The organism is Curtobacterium sp. MCBD17_008 (assembly GCF_003234475.1).
Lineage (GTDB): Bacteria > Actinomycetota > Actinomycetes > Actinomycetales > Microbacteriaceae > Curtobacterium.
Genome location: NZ_QKTK01000006.1, coordinates 110778 through 134156, shown reverse-complemented (window position 1 = coordinate 134156; position 23379 = coordinate 110778). Strand labels below are relative to the sequence as shown.

At 73.7% G+C, this 23379-nt stretch carries 19 protein-coding genes and 1 pseudogene; 9 read left to right on the top strand and 11 right to left on the bottom strand.

What is annotated here, in order from left to right; genetic code table 11:
- Positions 1 to 10 precede the first annotated feature (10 nt).
- The 5 genes and pseudogenes from DEI95_RS16645 to DEI95_RS07845 form a co-directional block, all read right to left on the bottom strand.
- Positions 11 to 472 (bottom strand): nuclear transport factor 2 family protein, encoded by a 462-nt coding sequence (locus tag DEI95_RS16645; protein ID WP_181436233.1) that lies wholly within the window; start codon positions 470 to 472, stop codon positions 11 to 13.
- A gap of 110 nt (positions 473 to 582) precedes the next feature.
- A complete protein-coding gene (locus tag DEI95_RS07860; RefSeq protein WP_110889671.1) occupies positions 583 to 1542 on the bottom strand; it encodes an alpha/beta hydrolase in 960 nt (319 codons plus the stop codon).
- A 96-nt stretch (positions 1543 to 1638) separates the two neighbouring features.
- On the bottom strand, positions 1639 to 2598 hold the full coding sequence (locus tag DEI95_RS07855) for an SDR family NAD(P)-dependent oxidoreductase (protein ID WP_111059883.1): 960 nt from the start codon (positions 2596 to 2598) through the stop codon (positions 1639 to 1641).
- An 18-nt stretch (positions 2599 to 2616) separates the two neighbouring features.
- Positions 2617 to 3345, bottom strand: a pseudogene (locus DEI95_RS07850) (NADPH-dependent F420 reductase); the annotation flags it as partial.
- A 90-nt stretch (positions 3346 to 3435) separates the two neighbouring features.
- The gene (locus tag DEI95_RS07845) at positions 3436 to 8895 is read right to left on the bottom strand and encodes a discoidin domain-containing protein (protein WP_146243618.1); all 5460 of its coding nucleotides are present in this window, start codon (positions 8893 to 8895) and stop codon (positions 3436 to 3438) included.
- A gap of 255 nt (positions 8896 to 9150) precedes the next feature.
- Here DEI95_RS07845 and DEI95_RS07840 point away from each other — a divergent pair, with 255 nt between their 5' ends.
- The 3 genes from DEI95_RS07840 to DEI95_RS07830 are packed head-to-tail and all read left to right on the top strand — an operon-like array spanning position 9151 to position 12349.
- Positions 9151 to 10482, top strand: coding sequence for a sensor histidine kinase (locus DEI95_RS07840; RefSeq protein ID WP_111059881.1), 1332 nt, complete (start codon positions 9151 to 9153; stop codon positions 10480 to 10482).
- Entirely contained in the window at positions 10479 to 11141 is a 663-nt protein-coding gene (locus DEI95_RS07835; RefSeq protein ID WP_220036634.1) for a response regulator transcription factor, read from the top strand. The genes DEI95_RS07840 and DEI95_RS07835 overlap by 4 nt, the downstream gene beginning before the upstream one ends.
- A 26-nt stretch (positions 11142 to 11167) precedes the next feature.
- On the top strand, positions 11168 to 12349 hold the full coding sequence (locus tag DEI95_RS07830) for a low temperature requirement protein A (RefSeq protein WP_258367521.1): 1182 nt from the start codon (positions 11168 to 11170) through the stop codon (positions 12347 to 12349).
- A gap of 75 nt (positions 12350 to 12424) precedes the next feature.
- Here DEI95_RS07830 and DEI95_RS07825 read toward each other — a convergent pair whose 3' ends face one another.
- A complete protein-coding gene (locus tag DEI95_RS07825) occupies positions 12425 to 13609 on the bottom strand; it encodes an APC family permease (RefSeq protein ID WP_375342346.1) in 1185 nt (394 codons plus the stop codon).
- Positions 13610 to 13772: 163 nt separating this feature from the next.
- On the bottom strand, positions 13773 to 14234 hold the full coding sequence (locus DEI95_RS07820; protein WP_110858055.1) for a BLUF domain-containing protein: 462 nt from the start codon (positions 14232 to 14234) through the stop codon (positions 13773 to 13775).
- Positions 14235 to 14410: 176 nt separating this feature from the next.
- Here DEI95_RS07820 and DEI95_RS07815 point away from each other — a divergent pair, with 176 nt between their 5' ends.
- The 5 genes from DEI95_RS07815 (at position 14411) to DEI95_RS07795 (ending at position 19651) form a co-directional block, all read left to right on the top strand.
- Positions 14411 to 16543, top strand: a complete 2133-nt coding sequence (locus DEI95_RS07815; protein WP_111059879.1) for an acyltransferase family protein — start codon at positions 14411 to 14413, stop codon at positions 16541 to 16543.
- 77 nt (positions 16544 to 16620) lie between these two features.
- A complete protein-coding gene (locus DEI95_RS07810) occupies positions 16621 to 17346 on the top strand; it encodes a hypothetical protein (RefSeq protein ID WP_111059878.1) in 726 nt (241 codons plus the stop codon).
- A 10-nt stretch (positions 17347 to 17356) separates the two neighbouring features.
- Positions 17357 to 18319, top strand: a complete 963-nt coding sequence (locus DEI95_RS07805) for an SDR family NAD(P)-dependent oxidoreductase (protein WP_111059877.1) — start codon at positions 17357 to 17359, stop codon at positions 18317 to 18319.
- Positions 18320 to 18414: 95 nt separating this feature from the next.
- Positions 18415 to 19062 carry a copper resistance CopC family protein gene (locus DEI95_RS07800; RefSeq protein ID WP_111059876.1) on the top strand — a complete coding sequence of 216 codons (648 nt, stop codon included), beginning with the start codon at positions 18415 to 18417 and terminating at the stop codon, positions 19060 to 19062.
- 52 nt (positions 19063 to 19114) lie between these two features.
- The gene (locus DEI95_RS07795; protein ID WP_111059875.1) at positions 19115 to 19651 is read left to right on the top strand and encodes a phosphoribosyltransferase family protein; all 537 of its coding nucleotides are present in this window, start codon (positions 19115 to 19117) and stop codon (positions 19649 to 19651) included.
- 22 nt (positions 19652 to 19673) lie between these two features.
- Here DEI95_RS07795 and DEI95_RS07790 read toward each other — a convergent pair whose 3' ends face one another.
- From DEI95_RS07790 to DEI95_RS07775, 4 genes are all read right to left on the bottom strand, one after another.
- A complete protein-coding gene (locus DEI95_RS07790; RefSeq protein WP_111059874.1) occupies positions 19674 to 20330 on the bottom strand; it encodes a hypothetical protein in 657 nt (218 codons plus the stop codon).
- 98 nt (positions 20331 to 20428) lie between these two features.
- Complete coding sequence (locus DEI95_RS07785; protein ID WP_111059873.1) at positions 20429 to 20854, bottom strand: RidA family protein; 426 nt, start codon at positions 20852 to 20854, stop codon at positions 20429 to 20431.
- On the bottom strand, positions 20851 to 21285 hold the full coding sequence (locus DEI95_RS07780; protein ID WP_111059872.1) for an HIT family protein: 435 nt from the start codon (positions 21283 to 21285) through the stop codon (positions 20851 to 20853). Before DEI95_RS07780 ends, DEI95_RS07785 begins: the two co-directional genes overlap by 4 nt.
- The gene (locus tag DEI95_RS07775; protein WP_110889681.1) at positions 21282 to 21806 is read right to left on the bottom strand and encodes a heme-degrading domain-containing protein; all 525 of its coding nucleotides are present in this window, start codon (positions 21804 to 21806) and stop codon (positions 21282 to 21284) included. Before DEI95_RS07775 ends, DEI95_RS07780 begins: the two co-directional genes overlap by 4 nt.
- Positions 21807 to 22042: 236 nt before the next feature.
- Here DEI95_RS07775 and DEI95_RS07770 point away from each other — a divergent pair, with 236 nt between their 5' ends.
- Entirely contained in the window at positions 22043 to 23356 is a 1314-nt protein-coding gene (locus DEI95_RS07770; protein WP_220036633.1) for a reverse transcriptase family protein, read from the top strand.
- Positions 23357 to 23379 lie beyond the last annotated feature (23 nt).

Genomic DNA, 23379 nt, shown 5'->3' with positions numbered 1-23379 from the left:
TGGTCGGGGATCAGGGGTGGGACGGTGCGCGGTCGGTCCAGTCGAACACCAGGTGACGGACCGCGATCGCCCAGGCGCCGTCCACGCGGACGAAGCGGTCGAGGTAGCGGATCGACATCGTCAGGAGGGTCCGCTGCTCGCCCTCGTGCAGGACGTGGAAGGCGACGCAGTACGTCTCGCCCTCGGCCTCGTCGTCACCCGTGAAGCGGATGGTCGACTGGCCGGTGAGGTAGGTGGTCACGTCGTACTGCTCGACGAGGCCGGCGAACGTCTCCTCGAGGCGTTCCCTCCCGCGGATCGTGTCGACCGGCTCGGACGTCGACGGGTCACCCTGGAAGAGGGCGACGACGCCGTCCTCGGTGAACACCGACGCCTCGAGGCGGGCGTCGCGGCGGTCGGCACCGCGGGCGTAGGTCGCCAGGAGGGTGCGGATCTCCTCGCGGGCGACGAGGGTCTCGAGTGTCTCGGTCACGGCTGCTCCTCGGTGGTCGTGGTCGTGCTCGCTGATGGACGGTCGGACGGACGCACGGACGGACGGGCGGGAGGGCGCGGTGGGTCGGGTCACCACCGCGCCCGTCGCCGTCAGGCCAGGGCCGCGCGCAGGGAGGCGGTGGCCAGCAGGAGCGCGTGCTTCGCGGCCTCGGTGTCGTGCAGCGAGTTCACCATCACGAAGTCGTGGGTGATGCCGCCGAAGCGGGCGTTCGTCGCCTTGACCCCGGCCTCGCGCAGCCGCGCGGCGAAGGCCTCGCCCTCGTCCCGGAGGACGTCGGCCTCGGCCGTGATGACGAGCGTCTCGGGCAGCGTCGCGAGCGTCTCGAGCGGCGCGCGCAGGGGCGACACCGTCGGGAGCGCGCGGACCGTCTCGTCGGTCGTGTACTGGTCCCAGTACCACTGCATGCCGGCGCGGGTGAGGAAGTAGCCCTCGGCGAACTCCTGGTACGAGCCGGTGTCGAACGCGGCGTCGGTCACCGGGTAGAAGGCCACGAGCTTGACGAACTCGACGTCCCCGCGCTCGGCGGCGAGCAGCGACAGTGCGATCGCCATGTTGCCGCCGACGGAGTCGCCGGAGACGGCGAAGCGGGACGCGTCGAGGCCCTTGTCGCGGCCCTCGCGGACGACCCACTGCGCCGCCGCGTACGACTGCTCGAGGGCGACCGGGTGGCCGGCCTCCGGCGATCGGTCGTACTCGGGGAAGACGACGGCGGCGTTCGACCCGATCGCCAGGTCACGCACGAGTCGGTCGTGGGTGTGGGCGTCGCCGAAGACCCAGCCGGCGCCGTGCACGTACAGGATGACGGGCAGGTTCGCCGTCGTGCCGGCCGGCTTCACGAGGCGGATCTTCACGGTGCCGGTGGGGCCGCCCTCGATCTCGAGCCACTCCTCGTCGACGTCGGGCTTGAAGATCGGGGTGTCCTGGACCGCGTCGACGGCCTTCCGGCCCTCCGCTGGCGGCAGCTCGTTGAGGAAGGGCGGGGTGGACGTCGCGTCGACGAACTCCTGCGCGGCGGGCTCGAGGGCGATGCCCTTCGGGTTTCCGGCCATGGTGTTGCTCCTTGTCGGGGTGTCGGTGGGAGGTGGGGCGGTCCCCACGTTCGCAGCAGGGCCGACGGTGCGGCATCCGTCAGCTGACGTATCCGCTCAGAGCACGCTCGTGCCGAGCTCCCAGAGGCGGTCGGCGTTCCCCCGGTCGAGGGCGTACCGGGCGACACCGCGGTCGTGACCCGTGCCGTCGTCGAGCACCGGGGCCTCCTGGTTGTCCTCGAAGTACCGCCCGGTCACGCCGGACACGGTCGGCGAGGCGACGAGCAGCGTCGAGGTCGCGGCCCCCTGCGCCGGGGTCTTGTAGAACGGTTGCTCGATGCGGTTGCCCGCCTCGTCCATCGCGCCCATGGCGCGCAGGGTGTCGTCGTCGAGGTGCCGTTGCAGCCCGGTCGTGATCCACCCCGGCATCAGGCTGTTCGCGACGACGCCGTCCGCCGCCCACCGTTCGGCGACGCCCACGGCGAGCAGGACGTCGGCCGTCTTCGACTGCGCGTACGCCGCCCACCGGTCGTAGGGACGCTCGTCGAACTGGGGGTCCTCGAAGTGGAACGGCGACCGCAGATGGGCTGTGGAACTCACCGTGACGACCCGTCCGTCGCCGGCCTCGACGACGGCGTCGCGGAGCCCGAGGAGGAGCGCGAGGTGTCCGAGGTGGTTCGTCGCGAGCTGCAGCTCCCACCCGACGGCGGAGAGCTGTCGATCGGGCAGCGCCATCACACCGGCGTTCGCGACGACACCGTGGAGCGCACCGACCCCGTCGTCGGCCCAGGCGTCGGTGAACCGGCGGACCGAGGCGAGGTCGGCGAGGTCGAGCGGACGCGCGTGGACCCGGTCCGCCGTCCGACCCGTGCGCTCGAGCGTGGCGGTGGCCCGGACGGGGTCGCGGACGCCCACGACGACCTCGGCGCCGGCACCCGCGAGGGCGAGCGCGGTCTCGGCGCCGATGCCGGACCCGCCGCCCGTGACGAGGTACCGCCGGCCGTGCAGGTCGACGTCGGCGAGGACGTCGGCTGCGGTGGCCGACGCCGGGAAGGGGGTGCTGACCAGCTCGGTCACGATGGTCGTCCCTCCCCGTCAGGACCGACGTGCGGCAGCGAGCGCCGCGGTCATGCCGTCGCGGTCGTGTCGGACGCCGTACGCGGGCTGGTCGCGTTCGTACCGCCACCCCTCGCTGAGGGGCCCGACGTCGACGACGTCGAACCCGAAGCGGTCGAGCAGACCGGCCACGACCGCCTTGGCGTCGGCGTCGTCGCCGGCGATCGTCAGCGCCCGACGGCCCGGGGTGCCGGCCGGGGAACCGTCGGTGGTGACGTCGGCGGCGCCGAGGTTGTTGAGCGCCTTGACGACGGAGGCGCCGGGGAGCGCGCGTTGCAGCAGCTCGGAGGTCGTGGGGTGCGGGTCCTGCTCGAGCTCGGCGACCGTGCCGGAGTACTCGGGGTAGTAGTTGCCGGTGTCGACGACGACCTTGCCCGCGAAGGCGTCCGCGGGCAGCGCCGCGTAGCCGGTGACCGGGATCGCGACGACGACCACGTCGCCGGCCTTCGCCGCGTCGGCCACCGACGCGGCGCCGGCGAGCGGAGCGAGCTCGGCGATGAGCGTCTCGAGCGTCTCGGGACCGCGCGAGTTCGCGATGACGACGTCCAGGCCGGTCTGGGTGGCGCGTCGGGCGATCTGCGAGCCGACGTTGCCGGCGCCGACGATGCCGAGGGTCTGGACGGGGGTGGGGCTGGCCATGCGGGTGCTCCTGACGTGGTGGGTGCCGTGGTCCCTCCAGGTTCCGCGGTCCTGCCCGGCCGGGGCATCCGTCGGACGACGTAACCGCGCCGCGGTCGGACCGTCGCGACACGACTGCCCGACCGCGGCACGGCGTGCGCCCTGCGATCCGGTCCTGGCCTACCGGATCTCGAGGTCGTACACCGAGTAGCCGTACGGCGTCGCGCGCTCGACGCCGTGCAGGCGGACGTACCGCCACGAGCCGTGCAGGTCGAGCCGGTCGGTCCCGCCGTCGCCGTCCGTCTCGGTCGCGAGCGTCGTCCACCCGTCGTCCGTGGCGTTCCGCGCCTCGATGCGGTAGGCGCGGCCGAACGCGTCCTCCCACCGCACGACGGCTCCGTGCAGCTCGTGCTCCGCGCCGAGGTCGACCGCGAGCCACTGGTCGTCGGTGTGCCCGCTCGCCCAGCGGGAGCCGGCGTCCCCGTCGACGGCGTTGCGGGCGGGGACGCCGTCCCCTTCGTCGGCCGAGGACGACACGGCCGCGCGGTGTGCGAGGTCGGGGGTCGGGGCGCCCTCGGTCGAGAACACGCGGAGGGCCCACAGGGAGACGCCGTACGCCGTGTGGCGGCGGTCGGCGAGCAGTCGGACGTACCGCGCGGAGACGTCCTCGAACGGGTGGGCCGCCGTGCCGCCGCTGCCGTGCTGCTCGTCGGCGACCGTCCGCCAGTCGTCGTGCGGGTCGTCCCGGACCTGGATGCGGTAGGCCTCGGCCGAGGCGGCCTCCCAGTCGACCTGGACCTGGTCGACGGGCACGACGGCGCCGAGGTCGACGGCGATCCACTGGTCGTCACGGGCGACGCTGGACCACCGCGTGGCCCCGTCCCCGTCCACCGCGTTGCGGCCGGCGAGGTCACCGCGCTCGTCGGAGGACGTGGTGACCGACTTGCCGACCGCGACGTCCCGCGACGGGCCGGGCAGGACCGCTCCGTCGTCGTCGGCGTGCTCGTCGAGGGTGGTCACCGCCGCCTGGGCGGAGGCCCGTCCGACGGTGGCGGTGACGGTCGCGGTGACACCGCCGTCACGTCCGGCGGTCACGACGCCGTCGCCGTCGACGCTGCCCGTGCCGACGTCGTCCCCGCCCGCGACGGACCACGCCGGTCGATCCGTGGCGAGGAGGCCGCCGTACCCGTCACGGTCGAAGCCGTACGCCCGGAGCCGGACGGTGTCGGCGGGACGGACGGTCGCCGACCGCGGTGCCAGGAGCACGTCCTCGACCTCGACGGCCGAGGCAGCCGGGGTGCCGGACACGTGCACCTCCCAGATCGAGTAGCCGTACCCGGTCAGCCGCTGCGTCATGTGCAGGCGGACGAACCGGGCACTCGTGCCGACCGCGACGGTGTCGGCGTCCGCGGTGGTCTTCTCGACCGTGCGGACGTCCCGCCAGTCGTCGTCCGCGGTGTCCTTCACCTGGACGACGTACTGCTCGGCGGCGGCGGCCTCCCAGTCGACCCGCACGGTGGTGACGTCGGTCATGCGCCCGAGGTCGATCGTGTAGTCGACGTCGTCGACCCCGTGCGCGCTCTCCCAGCGGGTGCTGCGGTCGCCGTCGACGGCCTTGCCGGCGGTGTTGCCGCCGTCCGACGAACTCGCGGTGACGTCGGCTCCGGCTGCGGCGTCCGGGATCGTCGTGACGGACGCCACGACGGCGGCGCCCTCGACGCCTGCGCCGGTGGCGACGACGTACCCGGAGCCGGCGGCGGTCGTCGTCACGGTGCCGTCGGCGGCGACCGTGCCGGACCCGGTGTAGGTCCAGCTGACGTCACCGGGCAGCGCGGCGGGGTCGCCGTACTGGTCGTGGCCGGCGGCGCGGAACCGCTGCGGCGTGCCGACGACGAGCCGCTCGGTGCCGGGGGTGACGTCGATCCCGGTGAGGACCGGTGCCGGGGCGACGCGGAAGGCGACCGATCCGTGCACGTCGCCGACGGTCGCGGTGACGGTCGCCCGGTCCGACCGCTCGCCGGCGCGGAGGACGCCGGAGTCGCTGATCGTGCCGGCGTCGGTGGACCAGGTGACGTCGTCGAGGTCGACGGTCGCGCCGTACTGGTCGCGGCCGGTCGCCGTGAACGTGGTGGTCGTCCCCGGGACGACGGTCTTCGGGTCGCCGTCGGCGTGCACCTCGATCTCGGCCAGGTGGGCGTCGAGGTGCGAGGTGATCTGCGTCTGCGCGGGGACCGCGATCTGCCCGATGACCTCGGTGCCGTCGTACACGTCGTACGTGTGCTGCACGGTGTCGGGGTTGTCGAGCACGTAGCTGATCGTCCCGTCGGCCGCGCGGAACACCTGGCTGAGCGGGTCGGAGGTGTGCCGGTCGGTGACCTCGGTGCCGACGGTGCGGTTCGACATGGCCTGGTGGTAGACGAGTCCGGCCATCGACTGTCCGGTCACGGCCGGGTCCTCGGCGTCCCACAGTGCGGCATGGACGTCGGCGTAGGTGTCCGGGTCGTACTGGCCGAGGAAGCCGAGGACGACGTTGCCGAGCGCGTCACCCATGCCGCTGAAGACCCGCGCGGCGTGCGCGGTGTCCGGCCCGGGGCTGTGGTCGGTCAGGTCGACGCCGTACAGCCCGTCGATGGTGGCGGTGTCGGCGCGGAAGTCGTCGACGAGGAACGGCATGAGCGGCGACGGCACCGGCCAGTCCTCCGGCAGACGGTCGGCGGTGCGTCCGTCGAGCTGGGCGGGGACGAGCGACGCCGGGAGCCTCTCCGGGGTCCAGTACCGGTCCGGGAACACCACCCGTCCGTCGTCGTCGACCGAGACCAGCAGCGTGTCGGTGGCCTGGACGTACAGGGGGTTCGCGGCGGTGCGCTGGGTGACGTACCCGGGGTGGTTCGTCTCGACGCTGCGGATCGCCTCCTGCAGTTCACCGATCGCAGCCGGGCGGTCGCGGCTGATCGTCGCGTCCCCGTAGGTCCCGACACCCCACCACTTCTTCGTGAGCATCTGGATCCGGCCGGCATTGCCGTCGGTGACCCCGGCCTGACCGAGCGCCCGGGGTCGGGCCGCCATCATCTCCCGCATCAGCGCCTTCGAGAAGTCGGGGTCCCACCCGAAGTAGTCGAACCAGGGAGCGGTCGGCATCCACTGGATCCCGGAGATCCAGGCGGGATCGCCGGAGAAGTACGTGGCGTGGGCCTGGCCGGAGTCGAACAGGATGCCGGCCTGTCCGTGCCGGTACGCATCGGGGAACGCGCCGTTGCCGTCGTACGAGGCCGAGGCGGGGTTGCCGCGGACGTTCTGCCAGTAGTCACGGACGGCGGCCCGTTCGGTGACGTACTGCATCGCGCCGGTCGCCTGCATGTCCTCGTCGCCGAGGACGGTGCCGAGCAGGAACAGGCCGGCTTCGGACTGGATCGCCTCGGAGGACGACTCCTGGTTGTTGCCGCCCGGTGAGGACACGCCGCCCGCGTTGGAGCGGCCCTCCCAGACGCCGAAGGTCCGGAGGTGTGGGAAGCGGGCGTCGTCACGGTCCCAGTTCGCGTACTGCTTGACGACGAGGGTCGCCATGCCCTCGTACCGGTCCGCCCAGGCGGGATCGACGCGGCCGAGCAGGGCGGTCGCGACGGCGAAGTAGCCGTAGTGGAAGTGGTTGTCGTTGAACTGCGCGGAGCCGTACGAGTCCGCGAACCCGATGAGGGCCTTCCACGTCGGGTACATGGCGAAGAAGTGCTCCTTCTCGCCGTCCGTGTACGTGTACCAGTCGGTCAGGGCCGTCTCGAGCGTCTCCTGCAGCTTCCGGGCGTCCTCGGTGGCGCCGATCTGCCGGGCGATGGTCATGTACTCGGCCAGTTGCAGGACGTCCTTGCCGCCCCAGTACGTGTCGCCGCCGTAGGTGGTCTTCGCGGCGTAGTCGTGCAGGTACCGCCGCATGACGTCCTCGGAGTACGGGTCGTCCCCGACGGCCTCCGGGGTGGCGCCGATCGGCGTGATGCCCGTGAACCGGTAGTCGAGCATCCACCCGTCGTGCCCGACCGTCGTCTTCATCGTGCCGCGCGGGGTCGCGTAGGTGGCGCCGGTGAAGCGCAGGTTCGTGGTGGCGTCGGCGTACTGGTGCTGCAGCCAGCCCTGCACGGTGTCGTGGTCGTCGCCCTGGAGCGTGTCGGTGTCGACCGACCACTGCTGCCGGACGTTCGCCGCGGCGGCGTCGTAGGAGTACGACATGGTCGTGTCGCGCGGGACGGCGAAGGCGGTCCGGTGCAGGTCGTCCAGCGTGAGCCCGGTCTCGGGGACCGCGCTGAGGACCAGGTACGGCGTGCCGGAGGACGCCTCGAGCACGTCGCCGGACCGGGTGAAGGTGGTGCGGTCGGGAGCGTGCACGCCGAAGACGTGCCCGTCCTGGCGGATCTCGAAGCGGTCCGTCGTCGCCGGCAGCCGGAGCGGCTCCCCGTCGCCGTCGGTGATCTCGGCACCGTCCTGCAGGGTGATCCGGGGCGTCATGCCGTGGAACTCGAACCACTCGTAGGGCGAGCCCTGCATGCTCGTGACGTCCATGTACTGGCCGCCGGGGCCGTCCTGCGGCATCCGCCAGCTGACGTTCCAGTCGCCCCAGCGGAGCGCGTCTGCCTGCTCCGCGGAGAACGTCGTGGAGAACCGCTCGGCCAGGCCCTCCGGCGCGTCGGTGAGCAGGACCTGGTCGACGAGGACGTGGGCCCACCCGGCACGGAGGTCGTCGATGACCCGCACCTGCGCGGAGCGGCCCTGGAAGCGGGAGACGTCCCAGCTGTCCCACCGCAGCCGCTCGCTGTCGGTCCCGGTGCTGCTCGCCACGACGTCGCCGTCGACGAGCAGCTGCACGGCTTCGTGGTCGGGGTGGTTCCCGCCGCCGACGAGGAACGCGAGCGTCGACCGGTCGATCGTGAAGGACGGGGAGGTGAGCGTCCCGGTCGCACCGTCGCCGTCGGCGTCGGTGAACGAGTCGAGGAACCGGTCACCGAGCCAGCCGGCGACCTCGCTCTGCCCGGCGGCCGTGCCCGACGCGGTCCGGTCGAACGCGTCACCCGTGGCGGTCCAGCCCTCGGGCAGGCCGTCCTCGAAGTCGGCGAGCACGCGGTCGGACGCGTCCGGGGACGGGTCGACGGTCCCGCCGACGGTGACCGGCGCCTCGAGGCGCATCGCCGTGCCGTCGCTGTTCCACCGGGTCGGGATGGTGACCTTCGTGCCGGCGGCGCTGTTCGACGACACGAACGGGTACGCCCACATGTCGCCGGAGTACTTGCTGACGAGCAGGTCGGTCCACCACTGGTTCGTCGGGACCGGCTTGCCCGCCTGCGACGGGTCGATGTACAGCCGCTGGTCGAGTGTCTTCTGCACGTCGGCGCTGTCCGTGATGCTCGCCGGCGGGGTCGGGGCGTAGGACCCGTCACCGACCCGCACACCGTCGGCGGCCGGACCGACCGCCCGGGTCCCGGCGTCCCGCTCGCCGACGGCCGCGGTCGCCTCGGCCGGTGACCGCGGGACGTCCGCGGTTGCGGTGGTGGCCGCTGCGGGCGGACCCACGAGCGCGAGCAGGGTGGCCGCGGTCAGGGCGGAGGCGGTGACGGCGAGGAGGGACCTCGTGCGGACGGCGGGACGCGGTGAGCTCACCGGGGACTCCTGTCGGAGGGGCGGGCCGGACACGGCGGACTCCGCGGCGCTCGGCTGGGGCTGGTGGTGCGGGACCTGCACTCGGACTGATCGGCAGGGCATGACGATCCGTCAGCGATCCCACGTCCCGATCATGACCGCGTCCGCGCCGGACCGCACGGGTGTGGACCGGACACCCCTGGTGGAGCTGGCTCCACCGTCGACCGGACGCCGTCGCCCTGGTGGTGCTGCCGCTCCGCGCCCTACCGTGGGCGGGTGACGAGCACGGACCGGACCGATCCACCGACCCGCGTGGGCGACCCGGTCCGCAGGGCGGGTCCGTCAGACGGGCTGGCCTGGTCCGTCCCGCCGTGGACGTTCCTCCTGTCGGCCACGCCCTGGCGGTCCCTGCTCGACGTCACCCTCACCGCGCTGGTCGGGCTCGTCGTCGTCGCACCCGTCGTGGCCACCTGGTTCCTCGCCCCCGTCTGGGCCGTCGCGATCGCCCGGCTCGGTCGCCGCCTGCCGGTCGTGCTCGGACTGCCCCGCATCCCGGACCCCCGGTCGTCCGGACGGGACCGCCCCACCGCGCTCCGCGGCCGGTTCCGGGACCCGCTCGTCTGGTCCGAACTCGGCTACCTGCCCGTGTTCCTCCTGGTCGCCGCGATCGGCTTCGCGCTGGTCGTCCTGACCCTCGTCGCCGTCGGCGTCGCCGTGGGGGCCGCCACCGGGGCCCACCCGCAGGACGACGACGTCATCCGCACCTGGCTCGACGGCCTCCGGCTCAGCCCACCCGTGGAGCTCGCGGGCGCCCTCGTCGTGCTCGTCGTCCTGCTGTACGCGGTCACCGCCCTCGCGACCGCACACGACCTGGTCGCCCGGGCACTCCTCGGCGACCGGACCGTGGAACTCGAACACCGCGTCGAGGAACTGACCGACTCGCGGCGTGCGCTCCTCGACGGGTTCGACGCCGAGCGGCGACGCATCGAACGTGACCTGCACGACGGCGCACAGCAGCAGCTCACGGTCCTGTCGATGAACATCGGCCTGCTCGCGGTCGACCTCGACGCCGCCGAGCGGGACGGCCGTGACCTCGGCGCCCTGCGGCAGGCCCTCGACCGCATCAGCGGCAACGTCGACGACGCCGTCGAGGCCCTGCGCGCGAGCATCCGCGGGATCCACCCCCGCGTCCTCGTCGACCACGGACTCGGGGCGGCGGTCGACGAACTCGCCGCGCGCTCGCCGCTGTCCGTGCACGTGGCCGTCGACCTGCCGGTCCGACCGCCCGCTCGCGTCGAGACCGCGGCCTACTTCGTCGTGAGCGAGGCCCTGACGAACGCCGCCCGTCACGGCGGAGCGGCCGCCGTGCAGGTGACCGCCGGGACCACCGACGACCGGTTCTGGCTCGAGGTCGCGGACGACGGCGTCGGGGGAGCCGTGGCCTCACCCGGCGGTGGACTCGACGGCCTCCGGGAACGCGCGGCCGTCCTCGGCGGGTCGTTCCGCGTCGACAGCCCGTCCGGTGGCCCGACCGTGCTGCGGTTCAGCGTGCCGGTGCACGGGGAACACCTGCGGGATGGTCCCGACGTGGTTCGATGGCGCTCGTGAAGATCTTCGTGGCCGAGGACGCCGTGCTCCTGCGGGAGGGCCTCGTCAGCCTGCTCGAACGCTCCGGGCACACCGTGGTCGGCACCGCGGAGGACGCCCGAGCCCTGGTCCGGGGTGTGTCGGCGCTCGCCGCGGCGGGGGAGCGGCCGGACCTCGTGCTCACCGACGTCCGGATGCCGCCGTCCGGTACCGACGACGGCCTCCGCGCCGCGATCGCGCTCCGCCGCGAACACCCGGACCTGCCCGTCGTCGTGCTGTCCCAGGTCGTCGCGGACGCGTACGTGCAGGACCTGCTCGACGACGGACGCGGCGGCGTCGGGTACCTGCTCAAGGACCGCGTCGGCAAGGTCGCCGCCTTCCTCCGCTCGCTCGAGACGGTGGCCGACGGCGGTGTGGTCGTCGACCCGGACGTGGTGCGGCACCTCGCCCGAGGTCGCACCACCGACAGCCCGCTGGCCCGGTTGACGGCACGGGAGACCACGGTCCTGACCCTCATGGCCGAGGGCGCCGCGAACGCCGACATCGCCCGCGAGCTGCACCTGTCGGACGCCGCGGTCGCGAAGCACGTCGGCAACGTCTTCACGAAGCTCGACCTCGCCCCGGACGACGCGAACCGCCGGGTCCGCGCGGTGCTCACCTACCTGCGCGAGACGCGCTGACGTGCCCACGACCGAGGAGGCGTGACGTGACGACGATCGGCCTGCGGCGGATGGTCCCCCGCGACCCGACCCAGCGGCACCGCGCCGCGAGTCCGCTGGAGCTGCTGTTCGACCTCGTGTTCGTGGTCGCGGTCGGCCTCGCGGCCACGAACCTGCACGAGATCGAGGCGGAGGGCGAGGTGACGTCGGCGGTCCTGTCGTACGGCCTGGTGTTCTTCTCGATCTGGTGGGCGTGGATGAACTTCACGTGGTTCGCCACCTCGTTCGACACCGACGACTGGCTGTACCGGGTGATGACGGTGGTCCAGATGGCGGGCGTGCTCGTCCTCGCCGCCGGGGTGCACGCCGTCATGGTCGACGGCGACTTCACGGTCGGGATCACCGGGTACGTGGTCATGCGGCTGGCGCTCGTCGGCCAGTGGGTCCGGGCCGCGGTGTCGTCGGCGCGCTACCGCCCGAGCGCCGTCCGGTACGCCGTGGGCGTCACCGGCGTCCAGGTCCTCTGGGTCGCGTCGCTCGCCCTGCCGCACGACCTGCGGCCGTTCGCGGCGCCGTTGCTCATCCTCGGCGAACTGCTCGTGCCGGTCTGGGTCGAGTCGCGGTCGGAGACGACACCGTGGCACACCCACCACCTGGCGGAGCGGTACTCGCTGTTCACGCTCATCGTCCTCGGCGAGGGGCTGCTCGCATCAGCGAACGCCGTGATCGACGCCCTCGAGCACACCGAGCACCTCGGCTCCCTGCTCACCCTCGCGGGCTGCGGACTGGTCATCACCGTCGGGATGTGGTGGATCTACTTCTCGCGCGAGCAGCACGACCACATCCGTGACCTGCGGTCGGCGCTCGTGTTCGGCTACGGGCACTACCTCGTCTTCGCGGCCGCGGGTGCGTTGCCGGCGGGGATCGAGGTCGCGGTCCTCGCCGACGACGGTCGGGTGCACCTGAGCTCCGTCGCCGTCGCCGCGACCGTCGCCGTCCCGGTCGCGCTGTTCGTGCTGTCCATCTGGGCGCTCGCCATCCGACCGTCACTGCCGCAGCGGGCGAACACGGCCGTCGTCGTGCTGTCGGTCGCGGTGCTCGCCTCGATCGCGGTCCCGGCGGTGTCGCTGCCGGTCACCGCCCTGCTCGTCGCGGCCGTGGTGGTGACGCTCGAGGTCGCCTCTCCGCGGGGTGCCCGGGCGCAGAGCGTCCCCGTCGCCGCGCACTGACACGTCGACCGATCGGCGGCGGCCGCCAGGCGGCAGCGCGTGGGAGGATGCCGCAGCCGCCCGGACCGGCGGTGCTCAGCGCACCCGCCGTCGCGCCAGCGCGAGCCGCCCGGCCCGGTACGCCAGGCCGACCGCCGTCACGGCCACACCGCCGACGATCGATGTGAGCGGCAGCGCGGCGACGAGGACGACGCACCCCACCACGCCGACGACGGCCAGGAGGCGCGGGTACCGCCGGTCCTGCCGCTCCTGCGTCCACGCGGCCACGTTCGCGACGGCGTAGTACAGCAGGACGCCGAAGGACGAGAAGCCGATCGCCCCGCGCAGGTCCGTGACGGCGACGAGCACGCACACGGCGACGCCGATGGCGAGTTCCGCCCGTGCCGGCACCTGCCAGCGCGGGTGCACGGCGGCGAACCAGCCGGGCAGGTCCCGGTTCCGCGCCATCGCCAGGCTGGTCCGGCCGACGCCGGCGATCATCGCGAGGAGCGCGCCGAGCGACGCGGCCGCCGCCCCGACCTGCACGACGACGCCCGGCCACGGCAGTCCGGCGGTGTCGACGACGGACCGGAGGGGCGCGGCGGAGGAGGCCGTGCCTCCCGGCCCGAGCGCGTGCACGGTCGCGACCGCGACGAGCGCGTAGACGACGAGCGTGATCGTCAACGCGGTCACCACGGCCCGCGGGATGGTCCGGGCGGGGTCGACGACCTCTTCCCCGAGCGTGGCGATGCGGGCGTAGCCGGCGAAGGCGAAGAACAGGAACCCGGCGGCCTGCAGGACGCCGAGCGGTGCCGCGGGCGTACCCGGGTCGGCCGCGGTCGACCCGGTCGAGGTCGTGCCGATCACGACCACGACGGTCAGCGCGACGAGCGAGACGACGACGAGCACGCGCGTGAGCAGCGCCGTCCGCGTGATGCCCAACGTGTTCACGACCGTGAGCACCACGACCGCGGCGATCGCGGCGGGCTTCTGCCACGGCTCCGGTACGACGTAGGCGGCGAAGGTGATCGCCATCGCCGCCGAACTCGCGGTCTTGCCGATCACGAAGCCCCACCCCGCGGCGAAGCCGGCCCACGGCCCGAGTCGCTCCCGCCCGGACACGTAGGCGCCGCCGGACGTCGGGTACCGGGCTGCCAGCTGCGCCGACGAGGTGGCGTTGCAGAAGGCGACGACGCCCGCCAGGACGAGGGCGGGGAACAGCCCCGTCCCGGCAGCGGCGGCCGCGGGGGCGAACGCCGCGAACACGCCGGCGCCGATCATCGAGCCGAGACCGATCGTGACGGCGTCGGACAACCGGAGACGACGGGCCAGGGGGCCGGTCAGGGGAGCGTGGTGCACGTCCGTCACCGTGCCACAGCCGGGTGAACGGGGCGTTGCTCGGTGGCTGGCGGCGTTGCTCGGTGGCTGGCGGCGTTGCCCGGTGTCAGGCGGCGTGGCGTCCCAGCGAGACGGCCTCGAGCGGGGTGTCCTGCAACTGCCGACCGCGGAACCACCGGAGGAGCCAGTCCGCCGGTGACCCCGAGAGCCCGGCCGGCAGACCACCGCGTCGCTGCAGGAAGTCGCTGAAGCCGGGCTCGTCGCGGACCTCGACGTCGGAGGGGGTGCCGAAGGCCATCGACCAGCCGTCGAAGCGGCGCGTGTCGATCTCCTCGCGGCTGAGCGAGCGGACGTCGGTGTGGCGGGGGTCGCGCTGGATCGCGCCGAAGCGGTCCTCGACGCTCCACGCCGGCCCCTCGAGGACCTGCATGAAGCGTCCCTCCTTGGCGACGAGGAGCCCGGAGACGCCGAGCGCGTCGTTCTTCAGGCGGGCGTCCCGCAGCAGGTCGACGAGCTGCGCGTCGGTGAGGTCGTCGACGGCGACGGACATGTAGACGAGGGAGAGCATCGCTTCACTCTCGTGCACGACCTCCGGAGGGGTCAACCGAGCGTCCACCGGATCGCCGGATCCCGCACCGAGCCGTCCGCCGCGACCGCACCGACGGTCGCACGGTCCTGACCGGCGCGGCGCGGACGCCGACCGCGTCGCCTGCCGTTCACCCGTCCTGCCTACCGTCGCCGGTGATGCCCTCGCCGCAGCACGGACCCTTCCGCACCGACGTCCACGCGATCCGCGCCCTGGCCGTCGTGCTCGTGGTCGGCTACCACCTCGACGCCGGGGTGGTCCGGGGCGGGTTCGTGGGGGTAGACGCCTTCTTCGTGGTGTCGGGCTTCCTGATCACCGGGCAGCTCGTCCGCGAACTGCAGGCCCGCGACGGCGTCGACCTGCCGGGCTTCTGGGCACGCCGGGCGCGTCGGCTCGTCCCGTCGGCGCTCGTCGTCCTCGCCGTCACCGCGCTGGCATCGTGGCTGCTGTCCCCGCGGGAGGACTGGCCGGGCCTCGGCCTGCACCTCGCCGCGAGCGTCGGGTACGTGGAGAACTGGGCACTCGCGGCGGCGAGCACCGACTACCTGGCCGCCGGCAGCCCCTCGACCCCGTTCGAGCACTTCTGGTCGCTCGGCGTCGAGGAACAGTTCTACGTCGTGTGGCCCCTCCTGCTGCTCGCCGCCTGGCGGGTCGTCCGCCTCGTGCGACGACGGCACCCCACCCCGCGACCGTCCGGCCGTCCGCAGCTGGCCGCCGTGGCGGTGGTCGTCACACTCGTGTCCGTCGCGTCGGCTGTCTGCTCCGTGGTGCTCACCGCGACGGACCCCGCCCCCGCCTACTTCTGGCCGCACACCCGCGCTTGGGAGTTCGGCGTCGGAGCGCTGCTCGCACTCGTCCCGGCACCCGGGTCGGCGTCCGCCAGAGCCCGGGTCCGGACCGGTCTCGCCACCACCGGGTGGCTCGGTCTGGTCGCCTGCGGGGTGTTCCTCCACCCGGACGTGCCCTACCCCGGCACCGTTGCCGTCCTGCCCGTCGCCGCCACCGCGATCGTCATCGTGACCCGCGCCGAGACCGGCGTCCTCGCCCGTCTCGCCGTGCTGCCGCCCGTCCGCTGGCTCGGACGGGTCTCCTACCCGCTGTACCTCTGGCACTGGCCCGTCGTCCTGCTGCTGCCACGCGCCCTCGAGCGCGTCGGGGTCGCCGACCCGCCGTCGCCGGTCCGTACCGCCGCGGTCGTCCTGCTGTCCGCGGGGCTCGCGCACGGCACCGCCGTCCTCGTGGAACGTCCGGTGACGGCCGGGAGGCTCGCCCGCCTCCGCCCACGGGCCACCTTCGCCGTCGTGGCGGCGGGCATGGCCCTGGTGCTGCTCGCGCCGGCCGCCGGGTGGACCGTGCTGACCGGTCAGCTCCGCGAGGACCGTGCACTCGCCGCCGAGCTCGGCGGCGCCCCCGGATCCTCTCCGGGGACGACCTCCGGTCCCGCGACGGGGTCCTGCTGGGGAGCCGCCGCCATCGCACCGGGGAGCGGATGCGCCGTCGGCGGAGACCCGGACCGGGGGACCACCCCTTCGACCATGACCGCCGCCTACGACATCGACCCCACGTGGGACGACTGCCAGGCGGAGGCGACCGCCGCCCGCAGCTGCGTCGTCGGAGTCCGCGGGGGCACCCGGGTCGCGCTCGTGGGCGACTCGCACGCGCACCAGTGGTCATCCGCCCTCATCGCCCTCGCCGATGAACGGGGATGGGAACTGCACCTCATGGTCAAGGGCGGGTGCGAGTTCTCCCACGTCGTGTGGTCCGATGTGTCCGGCGCCGACCGCAACCGGTGCGGAGCGTGGAACGACGCGGTCGACCGGTCGTTGGCGGCAGGAGCGCCGTACGACCTCGTGTTCACCTCGTCCCGGGCGGACCTGCGGGGCACCCCGGAGGGACCCGACCCGGTGGGCCGCGCGCTCGAGGGGTACCGGGCCTCCTGGCAGCCCCTCATCGCACGCGGCACCACCGTCGTCGCGATCCCGGACACACCCGCCGTCGGGAGCGGCGTCCAGCGCTGCGTCGACCAGCACCCAGCGAGCCGGCAGACCTGCCGGATCAGCACCGGACGGGCCTTCGCCACCGACGACCGGCTCGTCGACGCCGCGCGGGCCACGCCGGGCGTGGTCGTCGCCGACATGACGCCGTGGTTCTGCGTGGACCAGTCCTGCCCGGCGGTGATCGGCAACGTGCTCGTCTACCGGGACTCGCAGCACCTGACACGCACGTACGTGTCGACGCTCACGGCGCCGCTCGGCCGGGCCGTCGACAGAGCCCTCCGTGCCCGCGGGTGACCTCCGGAGGGTCCGGACACGAGCACAGCCACGCGGCCCCGGCGGACGCCGACCGTCTCCGCTGCCAAGCTGGGCCCGTGGAACACGACGGGGACCGATGGGTGCAGCGACTGCGGGACGGCGAGGTCCCTTCGACCTGGCGGATCGTCCTCGTCACGGTGCTCGTCTCGGCGCTCGGCGCGTTCCTGCTCGTCGAGATGTTCGTGCAGCCGGACGTCACGCGCCGCATCGCGGACGCGACGCCGCGCAGCGGGGTGTTCCTGCTCGTCCCACCGATCCTCCTCCTGACGGGACCGGGCGTGGCGCTCGCCGCATGGTCGTCCGGCCGACGCGACCGTCGCACCCTCGCCCGGATCCGTGCCGCCGGTGGCCGGCCGGTGTTCCACCTGCCCGTCGAGACGGCCGCCCTGGTCGCGGGCGAGGAGTTCGCCGACCCGAAGCCGGAGGTCTGGACCGTCGACGACACCGGGCTGCACGGCTGGACACCCGACCACGCCCGGCCGGTGCATGCGCTGCCGTGGGAGCGCATCCGCGCCTTCGGCCTCGCGAACACCCTGGTCAAGGGGGTGCGACAGGACTGCGGGATCTGGGTGAGCACCGCGAACGGACACGTCGTGCTCGCTCCCCGGACGACGCTCGGTCGGCCCTTCGCCGCCGGTGGGCTGAAGCGACCCGTGCTGGTGCGGGTGCTGCGCTCGCTCCGCGCGGAGCTCGATCCCGCCGGCGCCACCCGGACCGCCGAGCGCCCGGGTGCGCGGCCGGGGGACACGCCGCTCGGCTCCCCAGCAGCCCCGACCGGGTAGGGAAGAGCCCATGGGTTCACGATTCCGCGGCAAGGTCGTCGTCATCACCGGAGCATCGAGCGGCATCGGCCGGGCTGCTGCGCACGAGTTCGCGAAGCAGGGCGCCACGCTCGTCCTCGCGGCCCGAGGGAAGCAGAGCCTGGAGGAGGCCGCCGCCGAGTGCCGCAAGCTGGGCGCCGAGGCCGTCGCCATCCCCACCGACGTCGCCGACGAGCGACAGGTGAACGACCTCGTCGGCACCGTCACCAGCCGCTTCGGCCGCATCGACGTCTTCGTCGGCAACGCCGCGCTGTTCGTCTACGGCCTGTTCGAGCAGACCCCGACCGAGGCGTTCAAGCGCGTCGTCGACACGAACCTGCACGGTCACGTCCACGCCGTGAAGGCGCTCCTGCCGCACTGGAAGCAGCGTGGTGAGGGCACGTACGTCCTCGTCGGCTCGATCCAGTCGCTGCTGTCCGCGCCGTACCAGTCGGCCTACGTGACGAGCAAGCACGCGGCCCTCGGGCTCATGGACGTGCTCGCCGACGAGCACCTGGGCACGCGCATCCGCTTCGGCGCCGTCCTGCCGTCGACGATCGACACCCCGATCTACCAGAACGGCGCGAACTACACCGAGAAGGCGTCGCACCCGCTGCCCCCGACCGTCTCCGTGCAGCGCGCGGCGAAGGCCGTCGTCGCCGAGGCCCTGCACCCGAAGCGCAACCGTTACGTCGGGCGCATCCAGGCCGCGCTCGTGCCGGCCGAGTTCATCGTGCCGTGGCTGTTCCACCGCATCACTCGTCCGGCCGTCGAGGTCTTCGCCCTGCGCGGGAAGCAGGCGCCCACCGACGGGAACATCTACGCACCGACCGACGCGGGCAACGCGACCGACGGCGGCTGGGTCGCGAAGCGGCGTCGCGTCACGCGGCCGCTGGTCTGGCTCGGCGTCGCCGGTGCCGCCGCGCTCTTCCTCCGCGGCGGCTCGCGCCGCTGACGCGGGCGTCCGTCGGACGGGAGGCCCGGTGCCAGCTGGCTCCGGGCCTCCCGTCCGTCCGCCGGGCGCACACCTCGGACCCGTAGAGTCGGTCTGTGCCACGGACCGGACGCAGCAGCTCTTCCTCCCGTCGCGTCGGAGGCTCCGCCCTCGCGCTGGCGGTCGTCCTCGCGGCGGTCGTCGCCGGTCCGGGCGGTGCTGCGCCCGCCGCGGCGCACTCGGCGCTCATCGGCAGCAACCCCGCGGACGGGGCCACGGTGACGACGGCCGTGCGGCAGGTCGACCTGACGTTCAGCGAGGCCCCGCTCGCGGGTCTCGACGCCGGACTCCGCATCGAGGTGCGGGACCAGACCGGCCAGGACGAGTCGACGGGCGAGGTCCGCGTCGAGGGGACGACGATGTCGAAGCGCGTCGACCTGTCGGCCGGCCCGCACACGGTGCTGTGGCGGTACGTCTCACCGGACGGTCACCCGGTCGACGGCCAGGTCGCGTTCACCGTCGAGGCCGCTCCGACCCCGTCGAGCGCCCCCACTCCAATCTCCTCGCCGTCCGCCACCGCGAGCCGGGAGGCCCGGTTGGACACGTCCGCCACGGCGACGCCGACCCCTGCTGCTGCCGCTGACCCGACCGCGACCGGTACCGGAGCGCGCGTGCTGCCGTGGGCGCTCGGCGGGGTGCTGCTCGTCGTCGCCCGTGTCGTCGTCCTCGCCGTCCGGCGGCGATCCTCCCGGGCCGGCGGGTGATCCAGAGCATGGGCCGGGTCCTCCGCAGGACCGCCCCGGACACCGTGTCGTCATGACCGACGAGGACGCCGTCGACCGCGCTCGCCGGGCGGTGGTGCGCCGGTTCCGGTGGCTCGACGGCGACGCGGACACCTGGGCGGTGCTCGCTGACCCGGACGCCCTCGCAACGGTCGTCGCGGGGCTCGCGGCGCTCGTCGCGGAGGACCGTGCTGACCTGGTCCTCGGCATCGAAGCGCGCGGATTCGTGCTCGGACCGGCCGTGGCCCTGGCGCTCGGCGTCGGGTTCGTCCCGATCCGGAAGGACGGTGCCCTGTTCCCGGGTCCGCTCGTGCGTCAGGTTACCTACCCCGACTACCGCGGACGCCGCTGGACGCTCGCCACCAGACGGGACCTCGTCCGCCCGGGACAGCGGGTGGTGCTCGTCGACGACTGGATCGAGACGGGCGGGCAGACGACGGCCGCTGCGGCGCTCGTCGACGCGTGCGGCGGGGCACTCGTCAGCGTCGCGGTCGTCGTCGACGAGGCGTCAGCGGCTGCGCGGGACGCGCTACCGCCGATCCGGCACCTGGTCCGGGCCGCCGACCTCTGAGGAACTACTGGCACGCGCCGGATCAGTTCGCCAGGTCGTCCAACCAGTTCGACCGCAGCCGGAGCGCCCGCTCGATGCTCCCCACAACCGTCGCGACACCGGCCGCGATGTTGACCGCGAGGGGGATCTCGATCGCCAGTTCGAATGCCCCGACCGCCTGTTGGACGGGCGGGATCGCCGTGATCCCCTCGAGCAGCTGCGGCACTGCGAGTCCGACACCTGCCAGCACGACCAGGGTCGACGTCGCTCCGATCGCCCGGCTCAGTCCGGGGCGCTCGGCCGCCAAGCGGGCTCGGCGGCCCTCGGCGCTCCCGGCCAGCGGCGTCAACTGGTGCACGGCACCCGTGGCGGCGACGAAGTGACACCGGCGCAGTCCGAAGGTGCCGACGGCGACCTCGATGTTGCCGCCGGGGACCGGGAACCGCGCCGGGAGCGATGCGAGGGACAGCAGCCGGCCGTCCCGGTACAGCCGGGCACGGACCGCACCGTCGGCACGGTCGCCCAGGTGGTCGACGTCGACCGTGTAGGTCGCCGTGATCGTGGTGCCGGGGTCGGTCAGGTCGATGCGGAGGAGCGACCGCGTCGCGACCTGCCACCAGCGCAGCGGCGGGAGCGGCTCCCCGTTGCCCTTCCGCACGCGCCGTTCGCGTCGGCGGTCGCGCCACCCCTCGGTCCCCATCGGCCCCCGCCTCCGCCCGTGGCGCTCTCCGCGCCGCCGTCACCGGTGTCGGCCACGCGACTGCGGACCGACCGGCGCGACCAGTGTCGCAGGCCGGGTCAGTGTGCGTCGAGGACCACGGCCACCGCCTCCACCTCGACCAGCTGGTCATCGTAGCCGAGGACGGTGACGCCGAGCAGGGTGCTCGGCACCTCGTGCTCGCCGAACGCGTCGCGGACGACCCGCCACGCGGTGACCAGGTCCGCTCGGCGAGCCGACGCCACGAGCACGCGGGTGCTGATGACGTCCGTCATGCGCGCCCCGGCGTCGGTCAGCGCCTGCCGCAGGTTCGCGACGCACTGCGCAGCCTGTGCCGCGTGGTCGCCCGGGGCGACGGTCGCTCCGTCCGCGTCGAGCGGGCACGACCCGGCGAGGAAGACGAGCCGGGCATGAGCCGGCGCTGTGGCGGCGTGCGCGTACTCAGCCGGGCTGAGCACGTCGGACCGGATCAGTTCGACCGCGGTGGGTCGTCCGGTGGCCGTCACTCGAACATCTCCGCGAGCAGCGCCGACGGGTCCCCGTCCACGACGTGCGCGGAGCGCTGTTCCGGCCAGCGGAGGACACCGTCGTCGGGCCAGCACGGCACGACGTGGAGGTGCAGGTGCGGCACGCTCTGGCCCGCGTCCGCTCCGGTCGCACTGAGCACGACGACCCCGGTCGCACCGAGCGCGGCCCGCATGGCGCGCCCCACCCGCTGCGCGAGCAGTGCCGTCGCTCGCAGGGCGTCCGGGGCGACGTCCAGGAGGCCCGTGGCGTGCTCCCGCGGGACGACCAGCGTGTGCCCGGGCGCGAGTTCCGACTCCGGCAGCGGCCGGAACGCGACCGCGTCCGGCTCCCGCTCGATCCAGACGGTGTCCGGGTCGTCCGTCGCGATGATCCGGCAGAAGACGCAGTCGTCGGGGTCCACCGTCTTCACGGGCGCGACGCCCGGTGTGCCCGGAGTGCCTCGACCACGAGCGCGTGGTCGTCGTGCATCTCGAGGCCGCTGACGCCGACGGCGCCGATGAGCGACCCGCGGACCACGAGCGGGAAGCCCCCGCCCGCGGCCTGGTACTGCCGGGGGTCGAGCGCCGCGGCCTCGTCGAACGTCGAACCGCCGACCTCGTACTGCGTCCGCACCGCGAGGGTGGAGTGGGCGAAGTGCCGCACCACCCGGAACTTCCGTTCCAACCAGGCGTCGTTCACCGCGCCGGAGCCCGGGGTCGCCGCGTGGAACACCCGCTGCTCGCCGAAGGACACCGCGAACCCGACGCCGAGCCCGCGCTCCAGGGCGGTCGCCCGCAACCAGGAGCCCACCGCCCAGGCGTCGTCGAGGTCGAACGAGTCGTGGTCGAGTTCGCGTTCCTCCGCGAGCAGGACGGCGAGCTTCTGCTCGGTCCCGAGTTCGCGGTACCGGGCTCCGGTGGTGGTGTCGGTGGTTCCGGTGGTGTCGGGCATGGTGCTCCTCACGGGGACGGCGGTGTCGCTCGTCACGGTAGCGCGATCCTCCGTATGGTGAGCACGTGGAGTTCCCGGGGGAGGCGGACGGCGCGCGTGACGCGTCGACCTCTCCGGGGTCACCCCGGGGTACCCAGGACCAGCAGCACCACACGCCCCGAGAGGCTCGGCGCGCTCCGCGCGCGCGACCTCACGGAGGCACCGACAGGTCCCCCGGGAACCCCACGCCCGTCGAGGTGGTCGCGACCGCCCTCGCGGACGCCTTCCTCGCCGCCGACGCCTGGGACACCGGACCGCTCACGGCCGCGGGCTTCGACGTCGTCGGACCGGAGCGCGCGTACGTGGGCCACGCCGTCCGCACCGCGCTCGAGACGTACCCACGGCCTCCCGTCGACGCACCCCGGCAACTCGCGGCGGTGATCGCGGCGTCACCGCAGCTGGTGCGACTGCACCGCACACGGTCCACCCGCCGACCGGTCCGGGTGCTGCTGCGGCGGGCGGTCCCCGTGCGCGCGGTGCCGCGGGTGTCGAGCCGCCTGCTCGTCGACACCCTGCCCGAGCTCGCCCGCGAACTGGACCTGACGGTCGGCCGGCTCCTGTGGCTCGCCGACACGCGCGGGTGGAACCGCCGACCCGGCTCCGCCAGCCCGCTGCACCACCACCGGCACGAGTGGGTCCGCCGCCCGGGGCGCACGCCGCGCCTGCTCGAGAAACCGTTGGACATGCTCCGCCGGACCCAACGGACGGTCCTCGACGAACTCCTGGCGGTCCTGCCGGTGCACGATGCGGCACACGGCTTCGTCCCCGGCCGCAGCGTGGTCTCCGGCGCCACGCTGCACGTCGGGCAACGCGTCGTCATCACCGCCGACCTCACCAGCTTCTTCGCGAGCGTCCGCGCACGGTCCGTGTACGGGGTGTTCCGGGCGGCCGGGTTCGCGGAACCCCTCGCCCACGTCCTCACCGGTCTCTGCACCCACCGGGTCCCGACCCACGTGCTCACCGCGATGCCGCCCGGCGGGGACGTCGACGAGCGGGCTGCCCTCCGCCGCGCCCTCGCCGACGCGCACCTGCCCCAGGGAGCGCCGACCTCCCCGGCGCTCGCGAACACCGTGCTGCGGCACCTCGATGCGCGCCTCGCCGGGTGGGCCGACGCCGCCGGTGCCGTCTACACCCGGTACGCCGACGACCTCACCTTCAGCGGCGACGACCGTCTCGCGCAGCGCGCCGACGCCTTCCTCCGGGGTGTCGACCGCATCGTCACCGACCAGGGCCTCCGGCTCAACGCCCGCAAGACCCGGGTCCGACCCGCGAGCGTCCGCCAGAGCGTCACCGGCGTCGTCGTCAACGACCGCACCGCTCCCGGCCGCCGCGAGGTCGACCGCCTCCACGCCGTCCTCCACAACTGCGCCGAGCACGGACCGGAGTCGCAGAACCGCTCGGGTCATCCGGACTTCCGGGCGCACCTCCTCGGCCGCATCGGCTGGGTCGAGCAGACCAACCCCGGACGAGCCGACCGCCTCCGCCGGGAGTTCGTCCGCATCACCTGGTGATCGAGCCCCGTCACCACCTGCGT